Source organism: Halobellus captivus (genome assembly GCF_003697845.1).
Taxonomy (GTDB): domain Archaea; phylum Halobacteriota; class Halobacteria; order Halobacteriales; family Haloferacaceae; genus Halorubrum; species Halorubrum glutamatedens.
In genome coordinates this window covers 193,337-215,083 of record NZ_RDQE01000004.1, presented here as the reverse complement: position 1 = coordinate 215,083, position 21,747 = coordinate 193,337, and the positions used below count along the sequence as shown (strand labels likewise).

Below are 21,747 nucleotides of genomic sequence, written 5' to 3'. Positions count from 1 at the left end.
GGACCCATGACAGAGGAAGACGGACAACTGGAAGCGAGACTGGCGGAACAGGAGGTGTTCGAACCGTCCGACTCGTTCGTCGAGCAGGCGAACGTATCGGACCCGGGCATCTACGAGACGTTCGACGAGAACTGGCCGCAGTGTTGGGAGGCCGCCGCGTCGCTGCTCGACTGGGAGACGGACTACGACCAGGTGCTCGACGACGGCAACCCGCCGTTCTACGAGTGGTTCACGGGCGGGGAGCTGAACGCCTCGGCGAACTGTCTCGACCGACACCTCGAGGAGCGCGGCGACGAGGCCGCCATCGAGTGGGTCGGCGAGCCCGTCGACGAGGAGGACCGCACGTACACCTACGAGGAGCTCCACCGCGAGGTCAACGAGTTCGCGGCCGCGCTCCGGGACACGGGCGTCGAGGAGGACGACGTGGTCACGATGTACATGCCGATGATCCCGGAGCTGCCGATCGCGATGCTGGCGTGTGCGCGCATCGGCGCGCCCCACAGCGTCGTCTTCGCGGGCTTCTCCGCGGAGGCGCTCGCGACGCGGATGAACTCGGCCGACTCCGAGTACCTGATCACCTGTGACGGCTACTACCGGCGCGGCGACCCGCTCGACCACCTCGAGAAAGCCAACGAGGGACTCGGGGACGTCGAACAGGACACGACGACCGTCGTCGTCGACCGGCTCGGCCCCAACGGCGACGACTTCGGCCACGACCTCGGCGACGACCAGCTCGACTACGGGAACCTCGTCGAGGAGCACGCCGGAGCCGAGGTCGACCCCGTCACCCGGGACGCCGAGGACATGCTCTTCCTGATGTACACTTCCGGGACGACCGGGAAACCGAAGGGCGTGAAACACACCACGGGCGGCTACCTCTCGTGGGTCTCGTGGACCTCGCAGGCGGTACTGGACGTCAAACCCGAGGACACGTACTTCTGTTCGGCCGACATCGGCTGGATCACGGGTCACTCCTACATCGTCTACGGACCGCTCGCGCTCGGAACGACGACGATGATGTACGAGGGGACGCCCGACCACCCCGACCGCGATCGCCTCTGGGAGATCGTCGAGGAGTACGAGGCGACCCAGCTGTACACCGCGCCGACCGCGATCCGCGCGTTCATGAAGTGGGGTTCGGAGTACCCGGACGCGCACGACCTCTCGAGTCTCCGACTGCTCGGGACCGTCGGCGAGCCGATCAATCCGCGCGCCTGGAAGTGGTACTACAAGCACATCGGCGACGAGGAGTGTCCCGTCGTCGACACGTGGTGGCAGACCGAGACGGGCGGAATGATGATCACCACCCTGCCGGGCGTCAAGGACATGAAGCCCGGTTCCGCGGGTCCGCCGCTGCCGGGGCTCGACGTCGATATCCTCGACACCAGGGGCGAGGAGATCGAGGCCGGACAGGCCGGCTACCTCACGGTTCAGAAGCCTTGGCCGGGGATGCTCCGGACGCTGTACAAGAACGACGAGCGGTTCATCGAGGAGTACTGGGCGGAGTACTCCGACACGGACTCGAACGATCCCGACGACTGGGTGTACTTCCCCGAGGACGGGGCGAAGATCGACGAGGACGGCTACATCACCGTTCTCGGCCGCGTCGACGACGTGATCAACGTCTCCGGTCACCGGCTCGGCACGATGGAGATCGAGTCGGCGATCGTCGGCGTCGAAGGGGTCGCCGAGGCGGCCGTCGTCGGCGGGAACCACGAGATCAAAGGCGAGGCCGTCTACGCCTACGTGATCACGGAGGACGGCTACGAGGGGAACGTCGAACTCCGCGAGCGGATCGTCGCGGGCGTCGAGGACGCGATCGGTCCGATCGCCCGCCCCGAGCGGATCGTCTTCAGCCCGGACCTCCCGAAGACCCGCTCCGGCAAGATCATGCGCCGACTGCTCGAGAACATCGCCGACGGCGAGGAGATCGGCAACACCAGCACGCTTCGGAACCCCGAGATCGTCGAGGAGATCCAGGCCAAGGCGAACGACTGAGGCACGTTTCTCCGGGCCGGACGGGCCCGGACCGGTCCGGGATCGACGACGTACGTCGGCGGTCCACGGACGATCCCACCCTTCCCTCGACGACGCACCGACTTACGACGACCATCCGAGAAAACGCACGGACGATATCATGACAGATAACGACACGCACGACCGAGCGAACGCCGTCGAGACCGACGGCGGTGTCGCGGCGACCGCGGCACAGAAGCACAACGACACCGACTACCTCGGATCGGAGGTGAACATCCTGAGTCCGAGCACCCCGTACATGCGCGATCACCTCCGGATCGTCTGGACGGGATTCGCCGTCTGGGTCCTCGCAGTGTGGGGACCGGTGACCCTGACTCGGCTCGCCCCCGGTCCGATGACGGGAGAGATGCCGATCCTCGGGTTCCCGCTCCATTACTTCCTCGTCGCGTTCGGTGCCCCGACCAGCGCACTGATCCTCTCGTTCTGGTACTCGCGCAAGCGTGACGCGCTCGACGAGAAGTACGGCATCGATCACGCCGCCGACACGGAGGCGGCGGAGACGAAGAGCGGTTCCGAGGTCACCGCGACCGACGGAGGGGCCGAGGAATGACGGGAGGCTCGATCCTCCTACAGAGCGACCTCCTTCCGGAGGCGCTCGACATCTCGTTCAAGCTGGCGCCGTCGATCCTCGTGCTCGCGATGTTGGGGCTGTTCCTCACGATCGGGTTCGTCTTTCGCGTCGCCGACACCGACGACATGTGGGTCGCCGGCCGATCCATCGGGAACGTCGAGAACGGGATGGCGATCGGAGCGAACTGGATGTCGGCCGCCTCGTACCTCGGCATGGCGGCGTCGATCGCGTTAGCGGGGTTCTACGGGCTCGTGTACGTCGTCGGCTGGACGACGGGGTACTTCATCCTCCTCATCTTCCTCGCCGCGCAGCTGCGCCGGTTCGGGAAGTACACGGCGCCGGACTTCGTCGGGGACCGATTCAACTCCGACACCGCACGCGCCATCGCGGCCGTGACGACGTTCCTCATCGGCTTCGTCTACGCCATCGGGCAGGCGAAGGGGATGGCGCTCGTCGGACTGTACATCTTCGGCGATTACGGCGGGCTCGTCCCCGGCCTGGACGGGTACCAGGTGATGGTCGTCGCGATGATGGTCGTCACCGTCGGCTACCTGACGCTGTCCGGCATGCTGGGCGCCACGAAGAACCAGGCGGTCCAGTACGTCATCCTCATCCTGGCGTTCACCGTCGGGCTGTTCGTCGTCGGCTACACCAACGGCTACTCCACGGTGTTGCCACAGCTCGAGTACGGCGCGCTGATCAGTCAGCTCGGCAGCGAGTTCTCCGAGCCGTTCGCCTCCTCGAGCTACTACCTCTGGGTCGCCACCACCTTCTCGCTCATCTTCGGTACCTGCGGTCTGCCGCACGTGCTCGTCCGGTTCTACACGGTCGAAACCGAACGGACGGCCCGATGGTCGACCGTCTGGGGCCTCTTCTTCATCTGTATCCTGTACTGGAGCGCGCCGGCGTTCGCGGCGTTCGGTACGGACCTCTACAGTCAGAACGTCAACCCGACGTACGGCGATCCCGGCATGACGAGCGCGGCCAGCGAGGTCATCGTCGTGCTGGCGGCACAGCTGTCCGGACTACCGGACTGGTTCGTCGGCATCGTCGCGGCGGGCGGTATCGCCGCGGCGATCGCGACGGTCGCCGGCCTGTTCATCGCCGGATCGTCGGCGATCAGCCACGACATCTACATGAACATCATCAACGAGGACGCGACGCAGCGCCAGCAGATCCTCGTCGGCCGCCTCTCGATCGTCGCGCTCGGTGCGCTGACAACGCTGGCCGCGCTCAACCCCGCGTCGTCGATCGCCGCGCTCGTGGGATACGCGTTCTCGCTCGCCGGATCCGTCCTGTTCCCGATGTTCTTCCTCGGAATGTGGTGGGAGAACGCCAACCGACAGGGGGCGCTCGCCGGCATGACGACCGGACTGACGCTCTGGTCCATCCCGATGATCAACGAGATCGTCCCGACGTACATCGGATCGCTCGAGGCGCCGCTGTCGGCGGGGCTGGCCCAGTGGATGCCCGCCATCGGCTCGGCGCTGGTCACCCTCCCGGTCGTGTTCGTCGTCACCATCGTCGTCTCGATGGCGACCGACGACCCGTCGCTCGAGACGAAGCGGATCGTCCGACAGTGTCACAGCCCCGAGCCGATGGGACAACAGGAGACCGCCGAGGACGTCGTCGCCGACGGCGGCGAGGAGGTGGCGACCGACGGGGGCCGCGCAGTTGACGACGCGGGGACCGACGGTGACCACGCAGCTGACGACGCGGGCCGCGAAACTGACGACGCGACCACGGAGGAGTGATCATGTACGAACGCATACTCGTTCCCACGGACGGAAGCGACGTCGCGGAGGCCGCCGTCGACCACGCGCTCGACCTCGCGGAGCGGTACGACGCCGAGGTTCATGCGCTGTACGTGGTCGACATCGACTCCGTGAACTTCAGTCTCGGAACCGAACAGGTCGACCGGCTCAGACAGGGCCGGTTCGACGAGATGGAGGAGCTGAAGGAGCGGGCGGACGAGGCGACCGGCGTGGTCGCCGGGCGCGGAGCCGACCGCGGCGTCGACGTCGTCGAACACGTCTCGGGCGGCCGGCCGCACAAGGTGATCGCCGACTACGCCGAGGACCACGGGATCGATCTCATCGTGATGGGGAGCCACGGCCGGGCCGGCGTCCGGCGCGCGCTCCTCGGGAGCGTCACGGAGCGTACGCTGCGCTCGACGCACGTCCCCGTCCTCGTCGTCGACTACGCCGACGAGGACTGACTCGCGGCCCCGGACGGGTCTCGCCCCGCGACCGGGCGTCGATCCGTCTCCCGCCGTCGACGCGTTTCGCTTCCGGAACACCGACGTACCCCGACCGACACGCTCACGCATGACCGGGACCGAACCGAGCGACGAACCGGACGGGGACACCCTCCTCGACCGCGTCGGGTCGCACGTCCGCGAGAATCGGAACGGCATGCTACAGGACCTCGTGTTCGCGGTCGTGTGGGTGACGCTCACCTCCCTCCTCTACGACTTCGCGTTCGCGAGCGCCCCGCAGTGGGTGCTGTACATGTTCCTGATCGCCGGGATCCCGGCGTACTTCGGCTTCTTCGTCTCGCTGGAGATGGCGAAGGAACGGCGGTAGTCACGCCTCGGTTTCAATCGTCGAGCGTCTCGGCGGACGCTTCGGAGCTCCCTTCGTCCTCTCCGACCGCGACGGAGGCGTCCGCGTCCGGGTCGACCGCCGCCCCTCCGGACTCGTCGATGACTCCCTCCGTCCACGTCCCGCGCAGGAACCACGCCGTGCCGAGGAAAAAGGAGACGACCGCGGCCGTCGTGTACGCCCACCAGAGCCCCTCGACACCCCAGTCGAGTCCCGTGTAACCGACCTCGAGGGCAGGAACCGTAACGGGGCCGACGGAGAACCCGCCGAGTGTGACGCTCACGGCTCCGAACGCTAAGAGTGCGGCGACCGGGATCCTGAAGATCCACCGCGAGAGCAGCGAAAGCGCCATCGCCGCCTTGGTGTGGCCCGCGCCGCGGAACGCGCCCTGGATCACCATGAGGCCGCCGAAGAACGCCCACGAGAGCGCGACGATCCGCAGGAACCCGATCCCCTCGGCGATCGTCGCCGGGTCGTCGACGAAGACGCCCATCGCGACGCCCGGGAACACCCAGACGAGCCCGCCGGCCACCGCGAGCAGTCCCATCGTTCCCGCGGTGGCCGCGCGCGTGACGGCGACCGCGCGGTCGGGCGTTTCCGCGCCGAGGTTCTGTCCCACGCCGGTCGCGGTCGCCTGGCCGACCGCGCCGGCGACGCCCCACGAGATCGACATCAGCCGGACGCCGATGCCGTACGCGGCCGTCGCGGCCGGGCCGAACCGCGCGACGAGCGCCGCCATCGCGACCGCCGCGAACGACCGAGCCCACCCGTCGAGCGTGCCCGGGTAACCCACGTCGATCAGCTTCCGCAGGATCTCGGGGTTGGGCCGGAGGTCGCGGACGTACAGCTTCACGCCCCAGTCGCCCCGGAGCAGGATCCAGATCCCGACCGCCGTCGCGAACAGGCGGGCGATGAACGTCGCGATCGCGGCGCCCTGCGTTCCCAGCGCCGGAACCGGGCCCCAGCCGAGGATGAAGACGGGGTCGATGACGATGTTGAGCGCCGCGGAGATCGCGACGAGCCACATCGCGGTCCGCGTGTCGCCGGCTCCCTGGAGCGACGCGCGGAACGCGAAGAAGAGGAAGGTGAGCGGCAGCGTGAGGAAGATCACCTCGATGTACGCGAGCGACTCCGTGAACACCGCGTCGCGCGCGCCGATCCAGTAGAGCAGCCAGTGACGCGCCGCGAAGCCGATGATCGCGAGGACGACGCTCACGACGATCGCGAGCAACACCGTCTGGGCGACGATCTCGTCCGCCCGGCGGTCCTCGCCCGCGCCGACGTGCTGGGAGACTAAGGCGATCGTCGCGGCGGTGAGCCCCATCGCGGTGGAGACGAACAGCCACGACAGCGGGAACATGAGCGAGACGGCGGCGACGGCGTCGGTGCTCACGCGTCCCACCCAGAACATGTCCGCGAGGTTGTACAGCGTCTGGAGGAGGTTACCGAGCACCAGCGGCCACGCGAGGTCGAACAGCTTCGGGGAGATGGCTCCCGTCGTCATGTCGACCCGGGCGTCGTCGTTTCCCACGGGGAGGTCCGTCCGGCCAGTGGGGCGCCCCCGACCTAATCCTTCGGGAGCCGGCGGGGTAAGCGAGGTCGAGGGAGCGAAGCGACCGAGACCTCGTGGCGGAGCGGGGAGCAACGCGACCCGCGAAGCAGGGCGGTCCCGAGGGAGCGAAGCGACCGAGACCTCGTGGCGGAGCGGGGAGCAACGCGACCCGCGAAGCAGGGCGGTCCCGAGGGAGCGAAGCGACCGAAGCCTCGCTCACCTCCCGGACACGGGTGCCGCGACCGCAAGGACGAGGACCCGCCCCGACGTCGGACTCGACATGGACGACGAGGAACGCGCGACCGACGGGGCGCGCACGGACGGCGGAGCATCGGACGGGAACGACGCGCTCGCGGCGGCGGTGGACGAACGGGTCGACGCGTATCGCGACCGACTCTTCGAGCTACTCGCCCAACCCAGCGTCTCGACGACCGGGGAGGGAATGGACGTCGCCGCGGATCTGGTGATCGACGTCCTCGAGGACGCCGGGCTCGACGCGGAACGGATCGAAACCGAGCGATACCCGCTCGTGTACGCGGAGCGAGGTCCCGCGGGTGACGAGGACGGCGCCGACGACACGGGCGACGCCGCCGAGACCGGGGACGACGCGCCGACCGTCCTCTTTTACGGCCACTACGACGTCCAGCCGCCGGGGGACGTCGACGCCTGGGAGTCGCCGGCGTTCGAGCCGACGATCCGCGACGGCTCCATCTACGCTCGCGGTTCGGGCGACAACAAGGGCCAGTTCGCGGCCCACGCGTTCGCGGTCGACGCGCTCCTCGCGGCCGACGCGTTCCCGGACGTGACGGTGAAGCTGCTGATCGAGGGCGGCGAGGAGAGCGGGAGCGCCGGGCTCCGCGAGTACCTCCGGAGCCAGCCGGCAGCGCTCGGGGACGTCGACCTCGTGTACGTCGCCGACGGGCCGCGCCACGCGGTCGCGGGCGAGGACGGCGTCCGCGCGGGCGTGCCGACGCTGATGTACGGCAACCGCGGCGTGCTCTCGGTCCAGGTCGACCTTCGCACCGCGAACACCGACCTCCACTCGGGCAACTTCGGCGGGCCGGTCCCCGGCGCGACGAACCGGCTCGTCGAACTGCTCGCGTCCATGCGCGCGGACGACGGCGACGGGGTCGACGTCGACGGCTTCCACGACGGGACCGCGATCACCGACGCCGACCGCGAGCTCGTGGCGGCGATCCCCGACGACAGCGAGGCGATCCGCGAGGAACTGGACGTCGACCGGTTCGTCACCGACGACCCCTACTACGAGCGGCTGTTGGCCCGCCCGACCATGACGATCAACGGGCTCTCGGGCGGATATCAGGGCGAGGGGATGAAGACCGTCCTTCCGGCGACGGCGTCGGCGAAACTCGACTTCCGGCTCGTCCCGAACCAGGACCCGGACGCCGTCTTCGAGGCGGTCCGGAGCCACCTCCGCGAGCGCGAGCCGCGGGTCGAGGTGGCGAAACACGGCACGTTCCCGCCGATGAAGACGCCGGTCGACACGCCGATGGCCGCGCCGGTCCGCGACGCGCTCGAAACGGTGTGGAACGAGGAGGTGGTCGAACTCCCCGTGCTCGGCGGGAGCCTGCCGGCCGCCTACTTCCGCGAGGTGGAGGCGCTGTCGGACGTCCCCGTGCTCGTCGTCCCGTACGCCAACCACGACCAGGGGAACCACTCGCCGAACGAGCACCTCGACGTCGACTGCTTCGAGAACGGGATCCGGACGAGCGCCCGGGTGATCCGGTCGCTCGGATCGCGCTGACCCCTACGCCACGCGGTTCTCGATCGTCCCGTAGTCGCCGGCTTCCGCGGCCCGTTCGAGGTTGGTCGCGACGATATCCGCGAGTCGGGCGTAGTACTCGGGCGAGTGACCGGCGTTGTGGGGCGTGATCGACACGTTGTCGAACCCCCACAGGTCGTGGTCAGCCGGGAGCGGCTCGGGATCCGTGACGTCGAGTGCGGCACCCCGGAGGCGGTTCGTTCGGACGGCCGAAAGCAACGCGTCGGCGTCGACGATCGGACCGCGGCCGACGTTCACCAGGACCGCGCTCGACGGGAGCGTCTCGAACTCCGCCGTTCCGACCAGCCCCCTCGTCTCCGCCGTGAGCGGGGAGGCGATCACGAGGTAGTCGGTCCGCGAGAGCGCCTCGTGGAACGCGTCGTGGTCGAACCCGATCACTTCGTCGGTCGGACCGCCCTCGTCGGGAGTGTACCGAACGCCGACCGTCTCCACGCCGAACGGCGGCAGCCGACGGGCGACCTCCCGGCCGATCGCGCCGAGCCCGACGATCGTCACCGTGTCCCCCTTCAGCTCCCGTGACTGGTGGTGACGCCACTCCCGTTTCTCGTTCTGCCGCCACGATCGGTGGAAATCGCGGGTGAAGACCAGGAGCTGTCCGAGGACGTACTCGGCGATGTTCGGGCCGTGAACGCCCGACCCGTTCGAGACGGCGACGCCGCGCTCGGCGAGCGTCTCGAGCGGGAGGTGGCCGGTTCCGGCGGAGGCGCAAGCGAAGTACTCCATCGCCTCCGCGGCCTCCAGGACCGCCGGCGGGAGCCGGTGGCCGGTCACTACCGGAGCCCGCTCGACGAGGTCCCGCTCCTCGGCCGGCGTCGCCGCCCGCGCCACCGTCCGGTCCGGGAGGCGCTCCCGTAGCTCGCGCGCGTACTCCTCGGTGTCCATCCCGTGGGCGCTTCGTCGGAGCACGACCACGTCGGGGGCGTCGGTCATCGGGCGTCACCACGGATTTCAGGAACGGATCCGGTCATGGGGACGAACGCGGGGCGTCGAAGATAACGGTTGTGTCGCCGGTGGTCTACGGTGGGGTCGGTCCGCCGCCCGCAACCCGTTCTCGCCGTCCCGCCGCGGTCCGATCACCTCTCCACGCGCGTGGACGCGGTCGCGGCGTCCCGGATGTACTCCCGATCGTAGGTGACGCCCAGCCCGTCGCCGTCGGGGACGGGATACCGGCCGTCCTCGGCGGCGTCGAGCGAGTCCGTGTACGTGTCGTACACCGGCGGTTCGGAGTGGGGCGTCGGACACTCCGGGGCGACGAGGCCCAGTTCGTAGTAGTTCGTGTTCCGCGTGGCCGCCATACAGTGTCGCGACGCCGGGGACGCGAGGTGATACTCGACGTCGAGGCCGAACCCCTCCGCGACGTGGGCGATCTTCATCGCCCCCGTGATCCCGCCGTCCAAGTCCGGGTCCGCGCGGACGAAGTCGGTTGCGTCGTTCGCGATGGCGTCCGCGTGTGGTTCGAGCCACCTCGTCTGTTCGGTCAGGAGCAACGGGGTATCGAGCCGGTCGGCGAGCCGACGGTGGGCGTGCTGTGACTTCGACCCGTCGCGGTACGGGTCCTCGTACCAGTAGTAGCCGCCACGGTCGAGCTCGCGGCCGACCGCGAGCGCGTCGCCGTACGTCTCGTACTCGCACACCGGGTCGTGCATGAGGTCCATGTCGTCGCCGACCCGCTCCGCGACGGCTCGAACCGTCTCGATCTCGCGTTTGATGTCCACCTCGTCGAACCCCCGCCAGGTGTGGAGCTTGTACGCCGGGAACCCTCGGTCCCTGACGTCGACCGCGAAGTCGGCGTAGGCGGCCGGCGTGTCGAGCCCTCCATCCTCGCCGCCCGCATGTGTCGAGACGTAGGCCGGGAGTCGAGTGCGGTACGTTCCGAGCAGCTCGTGGACCGGAGCCCCGTGGTGCTTGCCGGCGAGGTCCCACAGCGCGATGTCGATCGGCCCGATACCCGTCCCATCGAACTTCCGGAGGGTCCGTTTCAGTACGTCCCAGATCCGCTCGCGCTCCAGCGCGTCCCGGCCGAGGAGCGCCCCCGCACTGCTCCGGACCTGCGCCATCCCGGGTGCGGTTCCGCCCACGTACTCCCCGGTGACCCCCGTGTCGGTCTCGATCCGGACCGCGTACGTCGTCAGGTCGGTCCGCGCGCCGGGTCGGTACTGGAGGCCGGTCCCGAGCGGGTTCGGCGCGACGTGGTCGACCGGGTACTCGAACGTGACGGTTTCGATCGCAGTGATGATCGGTCCCATACGGGGGGGGACACCGAACCGGGTCATAAATCCGTACTCGTGTCGGGATCGAGATGGGTACACCCAACACTTATATTCTCGTTACGAGTGGTTCCGGATGCGATGGCGACAGGCAAGGTCGACTTCTTCAACGACACCGGCGGTTACGGATTCATCGAGACTGACGACGCTGACGAGGACGTGTTCTTCCACATGGAGGACGTCGGCGGCCCGGACCTCGAGGAAGGCCAGGAGGTAGAGTTCGATATCGAGGAGGCGGACAAGGGTCCGCGCGCGAAGAACCTCACTCGACTGTAACCGGCGGTTCGACGACCGCTCGGACAGTTCCCGAAACGCGTCCCGCGTATATCACGCCCGCCAGCGGCGGCGCCGGTCGCAGCCCCTACGAACCGTCCGATCCGTCGAACGGGAACGTCACGCCGGTCGCCTCGACGGAGTACTCCCAGAGCCGGCGCGCGTCCGAGCGGTCGTAGGACGCGTCGTTCGACCGGCCGACGGTCGGGTGCCCGCGCATGTTCATGAAGCCGCCCGGCTCGACGTACGCGCCGCCGTCGACGTCGGCGGTCGCGGCGTACAGCATTGGTTCGGCGCCGACGTCGGCGTCCTGACCGAGGACCGCGTTCGCGACGCGCATGCCGACCTTCAACAGGGGATTCCGGCTCTCGCGGGCGGTCCGTAGCTGGAGGTTCGTGTCCGTGTATCCCGGGTGGCACGCGACGCTTCGGACGCCGACGTCCTCGCCCCCCGACTCGGTCGCGTCGATCCGACGCTGGAGCTCGTAGGCGAAGAGGAGGTTCGCGAGCTTGCTCCGGCCGTACGCCCTCCACTTCCCGTACGAGTCCTCCCAGTTGAGGTCCGAGAAGTCCATCTCGCCGGTCTCGTGGGCCCCCGACGACTGCGTCACGACGCGGGAGACCCCACTGACCCCGTCGGACGCCGTCAGGAGGTCGAACAGCCGACCGGTCAGCGCGAAGTGACCGAGGTGGTTGACGCCGAACTGCGTCTCGAAGCCGTCCTCGGTCTCGCTTCGCGGGATCGCCATGACGCCGGCGTTGTTACAGAGGACGTCGACCGCGTCGTAGTCGGCGGCGAGGTCGTCGGCGAACCGCCGGATCGAGTCGAGCGACGCCAGGTCACACTCGCGGACGTCGAGGTCGCCGTCGAAGCCACCCCGGGCGTCCGCCCGGATCTCGGCGGCGGCGTCCTCGGCGCGCTCGACGCTCCGACACGCCATCACGACCGTGGCTCCATTCGCGGCGAACGCCCGGGTCCCCTCGAATCCGAGCCCGCTGTTGGCTCCGGTGACGACCACCGTCTTCCCGTCCAGTCGTGGCATCTCGTTCGCCGTCCATCCAGCCATGATCGACCGTAGGGGTTTCACGGGCAGAAACCTGTCGACGGGCGAACCGATGCCCGTGGGGACTGCTCCGGACGGGGCAGGTATCCCCCGCGATCAGGTCTCCTCGAACCCGCTCAGCACCACGGTCACCGCGTCCTTGGACGGGACGTCGCGGACGCCGTACTCGGTCGGGTGCTGCCGTTCGTGGGGATACGCATCCGGCTGGGGGACCTCGTACGTCTCGTTTCCCTCGAACTCCCGAAGGAATTCCCGCGTGATCATCGGCTCGACGAACGCCAACCGCGACCCGCCGGCGTCGCCGACGAACCCCTGGATGAGGGTGTTGTCGAAGGCCTCCGGGTCGCCCGGCTCGCCCGGCGCGTCCGGGAGTTCGGGCGCGTCCGCAGGCGCGGTGTGTTCACCCATGTCCGTGATGTAGCGCTGGTCGGCGACCGGCTCCGGGGACCGGGCGTATCCCTCTGGGAGCTGGTCGTAATCGAAGTTCGTGTCCGTCACCTTCCCGCCGGGGTCCGGATCCGGGGTATCGGGCGCGTATTCGCCGTTCCCGGTGTCGTACGGCGGGAGTCCCGGCCCCTCGACGGCGTCGACCGTCGCCGGATCGAGCATGTGGAAGTGGATGTCGAAATGCGGCTTCTCCCACGCCCCCGCCCCGCCGAAGTGACCCTCCGGGTTCCAGTTGAGTCCCAGGAACGTGAACGGCGTCCGCTCCGCTGCCGGGAACGGGACGAAGAACTGCAGTGACTGTTTGAAATGGACCTTCGTCGCCTGTCCGCCGACGCGGTACTTGTCCGTCTCGGCCCGGTTGTCGGCCGCCGAGAGGTCGTCGGCACTCGGCAACCCCTCCAGCGCCGCCCGGTCAAACTCGACGCCGTGGTACTTCGGGTTCCCCGACGGCGTCTCGGTCGTGAACGTTCGCATCCCGCCGTCCCCGAGATCGACGCTGTCGCCGTACTCGGTGATCCCCTTCGGCGGGAACCCCTTCCCGCCCTGACCGTTCCCGTTCGGTCCGTTCCCGCCGCCCTTCCCTCCGGGACCGTTCCCCGGAGAGCCCGCGACAGCACCCGATCCGCCTGCGAGGACGGTTCCGGCGACCGCGGACCGGACGAACGCCCGTCGTCCGGTGGTTTTTCCCCGATCCGACCCTCCGTCGGTGTGTTCCTCGAACATGGGTCCTCCGTTGCGGCCTGGACGTGATTATGCACCCAGTTACCGCACGCCACACAGCAGGATGTGGAAACGATATGAAAGTATTGGATAAAACGAGAGTTAGTTTAGTCGAAACAATCGGGTAGCGACCCCGAACGTGGATCGGTGTTTTCGGGTCCCGAACCATCGGTTTCGATCCACGAACGGAGGCCTGTCCGGCCCCTCCTTGATCAGCAACGTTCGTTAAAGACTTATGTCGCCTCCCGACGTCTCATCGAGACGCAATGACGAAGGACATCCTGATGATCGTCGGCGACTTCGGCGAGGACTACGAGATCATGGTCCCGTTCCAGACCCTCCAGGCGGTCGGCCACCGCGTCGACGCGGTGTGTCCGGATAAGGAGGAAGGCGAGACGGTCAAGACCGCGATCCACGACTTCCGCGGCGACCAGACGTACCTCGAGGAGCGCGGACACGACTTCGCGCTGACGGCGACGATGGACGAGATCGACCCCGCCGACTACGACGCGCTCGTCGTCCCGGGCGGTCGCGCGCCCGAGTACCTCCGAACCCACGAGGAGGTGATCGAGACGGTCCAGCACTTCTTCGAGGCGGAGAAGCCGGTGGCGGCGCTGTGTCACGGCCCACAGATCCTCGCGGCCGCGGGCGTCCTCGACGGCTACGAGATGACCGCGTACCCCGCGGTGCGCCCCGAAGTCGAGGCCGCCGGCTGTTCGTGGGTCGACGGCGTCGTCCGCGACGGCAACCTCGTCACGGGGCAGGCGTGGCCGGACCATCCCGAATGGCTCGCCGAGTTCATGACCCTCCTCGGCGACGAGATCACGCACGGCGACCCGGTGGCGGCGGCCGACGACTGATCGCGGTCGTTCCCGACCGGTCGTCTTTTCGCGGTCGTCTCCGGTGGTCGCCACGAAACCGTCGGTCCGAGACGACGATCGGGTTACAACTTAAGACGCTTCGGGTCCGATGTTTCGGCATTCATGAGCACCGCCGACGCGGGAAAGCCGAACCTGTACGTCGTTCGAAACGAGCCGAATCCGGACCGGGAGTACCACTGTGACGCGCTGGCGTCGTGGTTCCCCGACGCCACGGAGGTGGACTTCGTCGCGGGAGAGCGGGTCCTCCTCGAGGAGGCCGACGGCGTCGTCCTCACCGGGAGCACCGCGGGCGTCTACGAGGTCGACGACCGCCCGTGGATCGCCGAGGCGGAGGAGCTCGTCCGCGAGCTCGTCGACCGAGGGATCCCGACGCTCGGCGTCTGTTTCGGCCATCAGGTCGTGAACTCGGCGCTCGGCGGGACCGTCGAGAAGGTCGAAACGACCCACGCGCTCGTCGAGGCCGACCTGGGCGACGACCCGATCTTCGACGGGGTCGCCCCGGTCGTCGTCGCCCTCCACGGCGACGCAGTCACCGAACTCGGCGACGGCTTGGTGGCCATCGCCTCGGCCGACCACGCCCGGATCTTCGGCACCCGCCACCGGACCGCGCCGCTGTGGACCGTGCAGTTCCACCCGGAGATCGAGGCCGAACACCGCGAGGCGATCCGCGAGGCGGGCGACTGGGACGAACGGGAGTTCTCCTTCGCGGACGTCACGCCGGGGCGGGTCTTCGAGAACTTCGAGCGGCTCGCCGCGGAGCGGACGACCGTCGACGCGTCGGAAACGCACGAGACGGTCGAGACGGCCGGAACGCCGGAGTAGGTCGACGTTTATCGGCGGCACTCGGTTCTCCCGTGTCCGCTCACGAGAGGAACCGGTCGCTGACGTCCTCGTCCGGGATCATACACTGGTCCTTCCGCCCGAACCAGTCGTACCGGTTGTCCGCGACGAACTCGTACAGCCGGTCGCGGATCCGTCGGGGAATCGCTCGCCCGATCCCGGCGATCCGGTAGGGCCAGCCGAGCAGCTCCGCGATCCGGATCGCGGCCCCCGACTTGGTGTAGGTCCGCTCGCCCTCGACGAGAACGAACGAGTCGAAATCTCGAGTCGGGAAGTCGTGTCGCTCCAGCAGCGCCTGGCCGGCCTCCGACTGCAACGCGGCGTACTTGAGTCGTCCCTCCGGGTCGCGCGGGATCAGGAACTGGATGACCCCGTTACAGAGGTTACAGACCCCGTCGAAGAGGACGACCGGGCTCTCGGGGGGATCCACGGCTTCGTCGGCCGGGTCCGTGGCGTCTTCCGGGAGGTCCGTGGCGCCTTCCGATGCCATCTCAGCTCACCTCCGCGGCCCGCCGGCTCCGCGAGGCCGTCACGTCCACCCCGGGGCTGTAGTAGCGCACGGGCTCCTCGTCCGGCCGACGGAACCCGTTCGCCCGGAGCAGCGTGTCGGTCTCGACGGTCGCCGCCGCGGGGTAGAGCGTCCACGGGTCGTGGTCCACGTCGGTGTATCGGACCGACCCGTCCGGGGCCTCGGTGTAGAACCGGTAGCGCTCCACGAGGAACGTCGCGAGCGGGTCCGAGGGGGCCTCGAAGGGCTCGCCGGTCGGCCAGTAGGTCGCCTCGTATCGGGCGGGGCGGTCGCCGGGGTGTCGCCGGCGGCTGTCGAACGCGACCCGGCCGTCCGCCCACTCCAGCGAGATCCGGGCGTAGTAGTAGGGGAGATGGTGGAACGCCCGCGCGCCGAGGACGCTCGCCAGCCCCTGTGCGTCGAGGCTGAAGAAGTAGACGCTCGGCACGCCGTCGCGGACGACGTACGTTCGGACGTTCACCTCCGGGAGCCGCACGCCGAGCGACCGCGGGAGCCCCTCCGGTCGCACGGCGACGTTGGTGAAGGGGATCACCGAGAGCCACGCCGACCCGTCGTGCTCGTCGGGCTCGAGGGCCGCGGGGAGGTGTGCCGCCACGAGCTCCGGATCGACCGGCCAGCTCTCGAACAGCAGGTGTCGCCAACCCATCTCCAACGGGAGAACCATGGTAGAACTCGGCGGCGCGGAGGAAAATACCTTCTGGCCGCGGCCGCCCTCACGCCGCGAACGCCCGCCCTGAGATCACGTCGCGAACTTCCGCTCCAAGAACGTGACGAGGAGGTACGCGGCGAGCCGTTCCGTCCCCTCGGTGGCGTCGTATCGCGGGGCGACTTCCATCACGTCGACGGCCCCGACCGCGTCGTGCGCGCCGAGCACCTCCATCGTCTCCAGCGCCTGGTGCGGCGTCAGCCCGCCCGGACACGGCGTGCCGGTTCCGGGCGCAAACCCGGGGTCGACGGCGTCGACGTCGAAGGTGACGTAGACCGCGTCCGTGTCCGCCGCGGCGGCCTCGACCGCGTCGGCGACGACCGGGCCGATCCCGCGTGACTCGACGTCACGCATGGTGTACAGGTTCAACCCGGTCTCCTCGGCGAACTCGAAGAAGTCGGGCGACTCGTAGCCGCGGATCCCGACCTGGCTCACCGAGTCGTACTCGACGCCGGGCAGCTCCGCGATCCGAGCGGTGCTCGACCCGTGGAAGTCGGTGCCGAAGACGGGGCTCTCGGAGACCGTGTCGGTGTGGGCGTCGATCTGGACGAAGCCGACGCGGTCGTGGTCCGACCCCTCGAGGAAGCCGCGGAAGGCGGGGAACGTACAGTAGTGATCGCCGCCGATCATGGCCGGGAACGCCCGCGCGGCGAGGGTCGCGGCGTGGGCGGTGACGCTCTCGGCGGTGGCCTCGTGGTCCATGGGGTAGACGGGCGCGTCGCCCACGTCCGCGACGGTGAACGCGTCGAAGTCGACGCCCTCGCCTGTCCGCATGTTCGTCAGCGCGCCCTTGTACTCGGAGAGGTACGCCCACCACGCGCTCGCCTCGCGGACCGCTCCCGGGCCGTACCGCGCGCCCGGTCGGTTGGAGACCGCCCCGTCGTAGGGGACGCCGAAGACCGCGACGTCGACGTCGTCGAGGTCGCCCGGGTCGCGCGGTTCGCTCTTGAGGAACGTGTCGAGTCCGGCGTAGGCCATCTCGACGTCCGCGCCCGGCGTCGACTCGCGGAAGGCCGCGGCCCGGTTCGCCGCGCCCGTCGCGTCCGGTTCCGGATCGCTCACGCGCGGACCACCTCGCCGGCGGCGGTCGGCGCGTCGTTGCGGGCGGTCGTCGCGTCGCTACGGTCGGTCTCGATCGCGTGGCGTGTCTGAAGGGGCATGGGTCGGGTGGTGACTCGCATGGGCGGTCACGTCGTCCCCCAATAAACGTTCGCGCCGGTGTTCGGAGGTACCCCCGGTTCACCAACGGGTTCCGGTTCAGTCGCCCCGGATCCTCCTGTCGCCCGCGAACCCTTCACTCGTCCCGGAGGGCGAGTTTCTCCGGCTCGAACCCCTCGTCGTCTCCCCGCCAGCGCCACGACCCGACGAACGGGTGGCCGTCCAGCGCGCAGACGACGTACGAGTGATCGATCCACGTCGCGCGGGCGACGTCCGTCCCGCTCGGCTCCGCCGGTCCCGCGGGGTGTGAGTGGTAGAAGCCGACGACCTCGAGGCCGTCGGCCTCGACCGACTCGACGACCGCGAACAGCTCCTCCGGGTCGATCCGGTAGCGCGTCTCCGGCCGCTCGGCGACGTTGTCGGTCGGGCGCGCCTCGACGACGACGTCGTGGTCCCCGTCGGCGGCTCCGTCCACGGGTTTCCCCGCCAACACGCCGCACACCTCGGCCGGGTCGCCGCGGCGCGCGTGGTCGACGACGGCGTCGTAGGCCGGACGCGTGAACTCGATCACGGCCGCCATAACGCCGCAGGGACGCATAAATCCCGCCGCCGCGCTCGGCGGAGAGATGGATCGATGGACTGGTCTCCACTTTCACCTCGCTGCCGGTTCGTTTTTATTCCCCTCGGCGAAAGGTACGGGCACCGAATGACGTCCTTCCAGTCGAGTCTCGGCGAGGACGAGGGGATCGCGGAGGAGCTGGCCGAGAGCCAGCGCGAGATCTCCATCGCCGAGTTCTTCGAGAAGAACAAACACATGCTCGGGTTCGACTCGGGCGCTCGCGGGCTCGTCACCGCCGTCAAGGAGGCGGTCGACAACGCCCTCGACGCGACCGAGGAGGCCGGGATCCTCCCCGATATCTACGTCGAGATCACGGAGGTCGGCGACTACTACCGGGTCGTGATCGAGGACAACGGGCCGGGGATCACCAAGGAGCAGCTCCCGAAAGTGTTCGGGAAGTTGTTGTACGGTTCGAGGTTCCACAAACGTGAACAGAACCGCGGCCAACAGGGGATAGGGATCTCGGCGGCCGTCCTGTACTCACAGCTCACGTCCGGGCAGCCGGCGAGGATCACGTCGCGTCCGAAGGGCCAGTCGGACGCGCAGTACTTCGAGCTGATCATCGACACCGACACCAACGAGCCGGAGATCAGCGTCGACGAGACCACCTCCTGGGACCGGCCGCACGGCACGCGGATCGAGTTGGAGATGGAGGCGAACATGCGGGCGCGCTCGCAGCTCCACGACTACGTGAAACACACCGCCGTCGTCAACCCGCACGCCAGGATCGAGCTGCGCGAGCCGGGGCTCGAGGAGCCCTGGAAGTTCGAGCGCGCGACCGACGAGCTGCCGGCCGAGACGGAAGAGATCCGGCCGCATCCGCACGGCGTCGAACTCGGCGCGCTGATCAAGATGCTGGAGGCGACGGAGTCGTACTCGGTCTCGGGGTTCCTCCAGGAGGAGTTCACGCGGGTCGGCAAGAAGACCGCCGACAACGTCATCGACGAGTTCCGCGACCGCCACTACGGCCGGGAGCTCGCCTGGTCGCCGCCGCGTGCCCACGACGACCGCGACGTCGCGGCCGCGGTCGCGGACGCGGTCGCCAACAAGGGCGAGGCGGCGACGACCGCCTTCTCGGAGGGTATCGCGGGGACGGTCGCGAACAACGACCGACTCTCCCGGTCCGAACTCGCGGAGATCGTCGACGGGGTCGCCGAGACCGTCGCGGACGACACGGGGAAGACCTTCGGCGGGACCGTCCGCGAGAACGCGGTCGACGCCGCGTGGCGGGCGATCACCGGGATCGGTGAGGACGGTGACGGAGCCGCCGGCGACGGCGAGGACGCCGAGAACGGCGACGCGACCGAATCGCCGCTCGTCCCCGACGTCTACGCCCTGGTCGACGACGCCACGTCGACGCGGAAGGACGACGCCGCGGTGCGGGCGATGGCCGAGGCGCTCGCGCGCCGGTTCGAGAGCCTCGACGGGGACGCGTTCCGGATCACTCGCGACGACCTCGAGCGGCTCGTCGCCGACGCGGCGAGCTTCGTCGCCGAACAGCACGACGCGACGTTCGGCGAGACCGCCCGCGAGAACGTCGTCGAGTCGCTCTGGTCGCGGGCTCGAACCGTCCCCGACGACCCGCCGAAGGTGCGGGACGTGGCGGGGGACCGCGATTCCGCGGCCGACCTGCTCGAGGCCATGCGCGGCACGGACATCCTCGCGCCGCCGACGGACTGTCTCGCGCCGATCACGGCCGAGCTGGTGGAGGCCGGGCTCCGCAAGGAGTACGACGCCGACTTCTACGCGGCCGCGACCCGGGACGCCGAGGTCCACGGCGGCGACCCGTTCATCGTCGAGGCCGGGATCGCCTACGGCGGGGAGATCCCCGCGGAGGGCTCCGTCGAACTGCTGCGGTTCGCGAACCGCGTCCCGCTGGTCTACCAGCGCGGGGCGTGTGCGACCACCGACGTGATCCGCACCATCGGCTGGCGCAACTACGGACTCGACCAGCCCGGGGGCTCGGGAATGCCGAACGGCCCGGCCGTCATCAGCATCCACGTCGCGTCGACGAACGTGCCGTTCACGAGCGAGTCGAAGGACGCGATCGCGAACGTGCCCGCGATCGAGGACGAGATAGAGCTCGCGGTCCGCGAGGCGGCCCGCGAGCTGAAGTCGTACCTCAACAAGCGGCGCTCGATGCAACAGCGCCGGGAGAAACAGGACGTTCTCGGCCGGATCCTCCCGGAGATGGCCGACAAGGTCTCGGAGGTGACCGGCCGGCCGCGACCCGACATCGACGGCGCGCTGGCGCGGATCATGAACAACGTCAGCCTCGAGCGCGAGGTCGACGACGGCACGGTTCGGCTCGTCGTCGAGAACCACTCGGACGTGAACGAGCGGCTGGAGATCACGGACATCGTCTCGACCGAGCCGACGGACGTCTCCGACGGCACCGTCGTGGACATGGACGGCGAGTGGTTCGTCCAGTGGAAGCCCGAGGTCGCCTCGGGCGACGAGCGAGAGCTGACGTACAGCGTCGACGGCGAGGCCGACTTCGAGGTCAGCGTCGGCGGCGTCGAGACGGAGAAACTCACGGTGAACGCGTAAATGACGACGGAGAACGCCCAATGACGACCGAAAGCGACGCACGAGACGAGCTGATCGACCTGGCCGCGGACTTCTACGACCAGTTCGCCGCCGGGCGGATCCCGGAGATGGAGCTGCCCACCCGGACGAAGAGCAACATCGAGTACGACGAGGAGAGCGGGGTGTGGACGTACGGCGACCGCACGTCGGTCCGGAGCGCCAACTCAGTCAACGGCGCACGGAAGCTGTTGAAGGCGGCGTTCACCATCGAGTTCCTCGCGGACCAGCTCGACGAGGACCGCTCCTCGACGCTGCGTGAGCTGTACTACCTCTCCGAGTCGTGGGACAACGACGAGGCACAGTTCAACAGCCAGGACGAGTCGAACGACCTCGTGGAGGACCTCGAGATCGTCACGGGCGTCACCCGCGAGGACTTCCACATGCGCCCGGAGGAGTCGGGCGCGAAGGTGATGGGGCCGCTACGGCTCCGCGAGCAGACCAACCGCGGCGACCGCGAGATCCACTGCCAGCTCGATGTCGGGCAGGGCGGCTATCAGATCCCCAACAACCCCGACACCATCGAGTTCCTCGACAACGACGCGGAGTTCGTCCTCTGCGTCGAGACCGGCGGGATGCGCGACCGGCTCGTCGAGAACGGCTTCGACGAGGCACACGACGCGCTGATCGTCCACCTGGGGGGACAGCCCGCGCGCGCCACGCGCAGGCTGACGAAGCGATTCCGCGACGAGCTCGACCTCCCCGTGGTGGTGTTCACCGACGGCGACCCCTGGTCCTACCGGATCTACGGCTCCGTCGCGTACGGGTCGATCAAGTCCGCGCACCTCTCGAAGTACCTCGCGACGCCGGAGGCACGGTTCATCGGGATCCAGCCGGCGGACATCGTGGAGTACGACCTCCCGTCGGACCCGCTCGCGGACTCCGACGTCAACGCTCTCGAGTCGGAGCTCGAGGATCCGCGGTTCCAGACCGACTACTGGGAGGAACAGATCGAGCTCCAGCTCGACATCGGCAAGAAGTCGGAACAGCAGTCGCTCGCGAGCCGCGGGCTCGACTTCGTCACCGACACCTACCTCCCGGAGCGGCTCGACGAGATGGGCGTGATATAAGCCGCCGGGGCTGGAACGGCC

Annotated in this window: 20 protein-coding genes; 11 read left to right on the top strand and 9 right to left on the bottom strand. The window is 68.8% G+C overall.

Annotated elements, in window-relative coordinates; all coding sequences use genetic code 11:
- The first annotated feature begins 6 nt into the window (after nucleotides 1–6).
- The 5 genes from acs to EAO78_RS06475 all read left to right on the top strand — a co-directional run bounded on the left by acs (nucleotide 7) and on the right by EAO78_RS06475 (nucleotide 5,193).
- Entirely contained in the window at nucleotides 7–1,998 is a 1,992-nt protein-coding gene (gene acs, locus EAO78_RS06495; protein ID WP_122105029.1) for an acetate--CoA ligase, read from the top strand.
- 139 nt (nucleotides 1,999–2,137) lie between these two features.
- On the top strand, nucleotides 2,138–2,587 hold the full coding sequence (locus EAO78_RS06490; protein ID WP_122105028.1) for a DUF4212 domain-containing protein: 450 nt from the start codon (nucleotides 2,138–2,140) through the stop codon (nucleotides 2,585–2,587).
- Nucleotides 2,584–4,362, top strand: a complete 1,779-nt coding sequence (locus EAO78_RS06485) for a VC_2705 family sodium/solute symporter (protein WP_122105027.1) — start codon at nucleotides 2,584–2,586, stop codon at nucleotides 4,360–4,362. The genes EAO78_RS06490 and EAO78_RS06485 overlap by 4 nt, the downstream gene beginning before the upstream one ends.
- A 2-nt stretch (nucleotides 4,363–4,364) precedes the next feature.
- Nucleotides 4,365–4,826 carry a universal stress protein gene (locus tag EAO78_RS06480; RefSeq protein WP_122105026.1) on the top strand — a complete coding sequence of 154 codons (462 nt, stop codon included), beginning with the start codon at nucleotides 4,365–4,367 and terminating at the stop codon, nucleotides 4,824–4,826.
- Nucleotides 4,827–4,935: 109 nt separating this feature from the next.
- On the top strand, nucleotides 4,936–5,193 hold the full coding sequence (locus EAO78_RS06475; protein ID WP_122105025.1) for a hypothetical protein: 258 nt from the start codon (nucleotides 4,936–4,938) through the stop codon (nucleotides 5,191–5,193).
- Nucleotides 5,194–5,206: 13 nt separating this feature from the next.
- Here EAO78_RS06475 and EAO78_RS06470 read toward each other — a convergent pair whose 3' ends face one another.
- Nucleotides 5,207–6,715 carry an MATE family efflux transporter gene (locus EAO78_RS06470; RefSeq protein ID WP_122105106.1) on the bottom strand — a complete coding sequence of 503 codons (1,509 nt, stop codon included), beginning with the start codon at nucleotides 6,713–6,715 and terminating at the stop codon, nucleotides 5,207–5,209.
- 328 nt (nucleotides 6,716–7,043) lie between these two features.
- On the opposite strand from EAO78_RS06470, the gene EAO78_RS06465 reads away from it, so the two are divergent.
- Nucleotides 7,044–8,528, top strand: a complete 1,485-nt coding sequence (locus EAO78_RS06465) for a M20/M25/M40 family metallo-hydrolase (RefSeq protein ID WP_122105024.1) — start codon at nucleotides 7,044–7,046, stop codon at nucleotides 8,526–8,528.
- 3 nt (nucleotides 8,529–8,531) lie between these two features.
- Here EAO78_RS06465 and EAO78_RS06460 read toward each other — a convergent pair whose 3' ends face one another.
- Together EAO78_RS06460 and EAO78_RS06455 are read right to left on the bottom strand one after the other, a co-directional pair.
- Complete coding sequence (locus tag EAO78_RS06460; protein WP_122105023.1) at nucleotides 8,532–9,497, bottom strand: D-2-hydroxyacid dehydrogenase; 966 nt, start codon at nucleotides 9,495–9,497, stop codon at nucleotides 8,532–8,534.
- A gap of 143 nt (nucleotides 9,498–9,640) precedes the next feature.
- Nucleotides 9,641–10,813: an enolase C-terminal domain-like protein gene (locus tag EAO78_RS06455; RefSeq protein WP_122105022.1), complete on the bottom strand. Its 1,173-nt coding sequence runs from the start codon at nucleotides 10,811–10,813 to the stop codon at nucleotides 9,641–9,643.
- A gap of 102 nt (nucleotides 10,814–10,915) precedes the next feature.
- Between EAO78_RS06455 and EAO78_RS06450 the strand changes: the two genes are divergently transcribed.
- Nucleotides 10,916–11,110 (top strand): cold-shock protein, encoded by a 195-nt coding sequence (locus EAO78_RS06450; protein WP_007999482.1) that lies wholly within the window; start codon nucleotides 10,916–10,918, stop codon nucleotides 11,108–11,110.
- 85 nt (nucleotides 11,111–11,195) lie between these two features.
- Here the strand turns inward: EAO78_RS06450 and EAO78_RS06445 are convergent, their stop codons facing one another.
- Both EAO78_RS06445 and EAO78_RS06440 read right to left on the bottom strand, forming a co-directional pair.
- Nucleotides 11,196–12,173 carry an oxidoreductase gene (locus tag EAO78_RS06445; RefSeq protein WP_122105021.1) on the bottom strand — a complete coding sequence of 326 codons (978 nt, stop codon included), beginning with the start codon at nucleotides 12,171–12,173 and terminating at the stop codon, nucleotides 11,196–11,198.
- Nucleotides 12,174–12,266: 93 nt separating this feature from the next.
- Entirely contained in the window at nucleotides 12,267–13,340 is a 1,074-nt protein-coding gene (locus EAO78_RS06440; RefSeq protein WP_122105020.1) for a hypothetical protein, read from the bottom strand.
- Nucleotides 13,341–13,603: 263 nt separating this feature from the next.
- On the opposite strand from EAO78_RS06440, the gene EAO78_RS06435 reads away from it, so the two are divergent.
- Nucleotides 13,604–14,197, top strand: a complete 594-nt coding sequence (locus EAO78_RS06435; protein ID WP_122105019.1) for a DJ-1/PfpI family protein — start codon at nucleotides 13,604–13,606, stop codon at nucleotides 14,195–14,197.
- A 123-nt stretch (nucleotides 14,198–14,320) separates the two neighbouring features.
- Complete coding sequence (locus EAO78_RS06430; RefSeq protein ID WP_122105018.1) at nucleotides 14,321–15,040, top strand: type 1 glutamine amidotransferase; 720 nt, start codon at nucleotides 14,321–14,323, stop codon at nucleotides 15,038–15,040.
- A 40-nt stretch (nucleotides 15,041–15,080) separates the two neighbouring features.
- Here the strand turns inward: EAO78_RS06430 and EAO78_RS06425 are convergent, their stop codons facing one another.
- From EAO78_RS06425 to EAO78_RS06410, 4 genes are all read right to left on the bottom strand, one after another.
- Complete coding sequence (locus EAO78_RS06425) at nucleotides 15,081–15,548, bottom strand: thiol-disulfide oxidoreductase DCC family protein (RefSeq protein ID WP_122105017.1); 468 nt, start codon at nucleotides 15,546–15,548, stop codon at nucleotides 15,081–15,083.
- Nucleotide 15,549: 1 nt separating this feature from the next.
- Nucleotides 15,550–16,251: a YqjF family protein gene (locus tag EAO78_RS06420; RefSeq protein WP_122105016.1), complete on the bottom strand. Its 702-nt coding sequence runs from the start codon at nucleotides 16,249–16,251 to the stop codon at nucleotides 15,550–15,552.
- Between the two features lie 75 nt (nucleotides 16,252–16,326).
- Nucleotides 16,327–17,271: an agmatinase gene (gene speB, locus EAO78_RS06415; RefSeq protein ID WP_122105105.1), complete on the bottom strand. Its 945-nt coding sequence runs from the start codon at nucleotides 17,269–17,271 to the stop codon at nucleotides 16,327–16,329.
- A gap of 316 nt (nucleotides 17,272–17,587) precedes the next feature.
- Nucleotides 17,588–18,022, bottom strand: a complete 435-nt coding sequence (locus EAO78_RS06410) for a desampylase (RefSeq protein WP_122105104.1) — start codon at nucleotides 18,020–18,022, stop codon at nucleotides 17,588–17,590.
- A gap of 135 nt (nucleotides 18,023–18,157) precedes the next feature.
- On the opposite strand from EAO78_RS06410, the gene EAO78_RS06405 reads away from it, so the two are divergent.
- Both EAO78_RS06405 and EAO78_RS06400 read left to right on the top strand, forming a co-directional pair.
- Complete coding sequence (locus tag EAO78_RS06405) at nucleotides 18,158–20,620, top strand: DNA topoisomerase VI subunit B (RefSeq protein ID WP_122105015.1); 2,463 nt, start codon at nucleotides 18,158–18,160, stop codon at nucleotides 20,618–20,620.
- A gap of 20 nt (nucleotides 20,621–20,640) precedes the next feature.
- Nucleotides 20,641–21,726 (top strand): DNA topoisomerase IV subunit A, encoded by a 1,086-nt coding sequence (locus EAO78_RS06400; protein ID WP_122105014.1) that lies wholly within the window; start codon nucleotides 20,641–20,643, stop codon nucleotides 21,724–21,726.
- The last annotated feature ends 21 nt before the right edge of the window (nucleotides 21,727–21,747 follow it).

What these genes read in the sequence shown, in the direction of transcription:
- acs (WP_122105029.1), top strand. Translation starts at nt 7, where the DNA reads ATGACAGAGGAAGACGGACAACTGGAAGCGAGACTGGCGGAACAGGAG.
- EAO78_RS06490 (WP_122105028.1), top strand. Translation starts at nt 2,138, where the DNA reads ATGACAGATAACGACACGCACGACCGAGCGAACGCCGTCGAGACCGAC.
- EAO78_RS06485 (WP_122105027.1), top strand. Translation starts at nt 2,584, where the DNA reads ATGACGGGAGGCTCGATCCTCCTACAGAGCGACCTCCTTCCGGAGGCG.
- EAO78_RS06480 (WP_122105026.1), top strand. Translation starts at nt 4,365, where the DNA reads ATGTACGAACGCATACTCGTTCCCACGGACGGAAGCGACGTCGCGGAG.
- EAO78_RS06475 (WP_122105025.1), top strand. Translation starts at nt 4,936, where the DNA reads ATGACCGGGACCGAACCGAGCGACGAACCGGACGGGGACACCCTCCTC.
- EAO78_RS06470 (WP_122105106.1), bottom strand. Translation starts at nt 6,715, where the DNA reads ATGACGACGGGAGCCATCTCCCCGAAGCTGTTCGACCTCGCGTGGCCG.
- EAO78_RS06465 (WP_122105024.1), top strand. Translation starts at nt 7,044, where the DNA reads ATGGACGACGAGGAACGCGCGACCGACGGGGCGCGCACGGACGGCGGA.
- EAO78_RS06460 (WP_122105023.1), bottom strand. Translation starts at nt 9,497, where the DNA reads ATGACCGACGCCCCCGACGTGGTCGTGCTCCGACGAAGCGCCCACGGG.
- EAO78_RS06455 (WP_122105022.1), bottom strand. Translation starts at nt 10,813, where the DNA reads ATGGGACCGATCATCACTGCGATCGAAACCGTCACGTTCGAGTACCCG.
- EAO78_RS06450 (WP_007999482.1), top strand. Translation starts at nt 10,916, where the DNA reads ATGGCGACAGGCAAGGTCGACTTCTTCAACGACACCGGCGGTTACGGA.
- EAO78_RS06445 (WP_122105021.1), bottom strand. Translation starts at nt 12,173, where the DNA reads ATGGCTGGATGGACGGCGAACGAGATGCCACGACTGGACGGGAAGACG.
- EAO78_RS06440 (WP_122105020.1), bottom strand. Translation starts at nt 13,340, where the DNA reads ATGTTCGAGGAACACACCGACGGAGGGTCGGATCGGGGAAAAACCACC.
- EAO78_RS06435 (WP_122105019.1), top strand. Translation starts at nt 13,604, where the DNA reads ATGACGAAGGACATCCTGATGATCGTCGGCGACTTCGGCGAGGACTAC.
- EAO78_RS06430 (WP_122105018.1), top strand. Translation starts at nt 14,321, where the DNA reads ATGAGCACCGCCGACGCGGGAAAGCCGAACCTGTACGTCGTTCGAAAC.
- EAO78_RS06425 (WP_122105017.1), bottom strand. Translation starts at nt 15,548, where the DNA reads ATGGCATCGGAAGGCGCCACGGACCTCCCGGAAGACGCCACGGACCCG.
- EAO78_RS06420 (WP_122105016.1), bottom strand. Translation starts at nt 16,251, where the DNA reads ATGGTTCTCCCGTTGGAGATGGGTTGGCGACACCTGCTGTTCGAGAGC.
- speB (WP_122105105.1), bottom strand. Translation starts at nt 17,271, where the DNA reads ATGGCCTACGCCGGACTCGACACGTTCCTCAAGAGCGAACCGCGCGAC.
- EAO78_RS06405 (WP_122105015.1), top strand. Translation starts at nt 18,158, where the DNA reads ATGACGTCCTTCCAGTCGAGTCTCGGCGAGGACGAGGGGATCGCGGAG.
- EAO78_RS06400 (WP_122105014.1), top strand. Translation starts at nt 20,641, where the DNA reads ATGACGACCGAAAGCGACGCACGAGACGAGCTGATCGACCTGGCCGCG.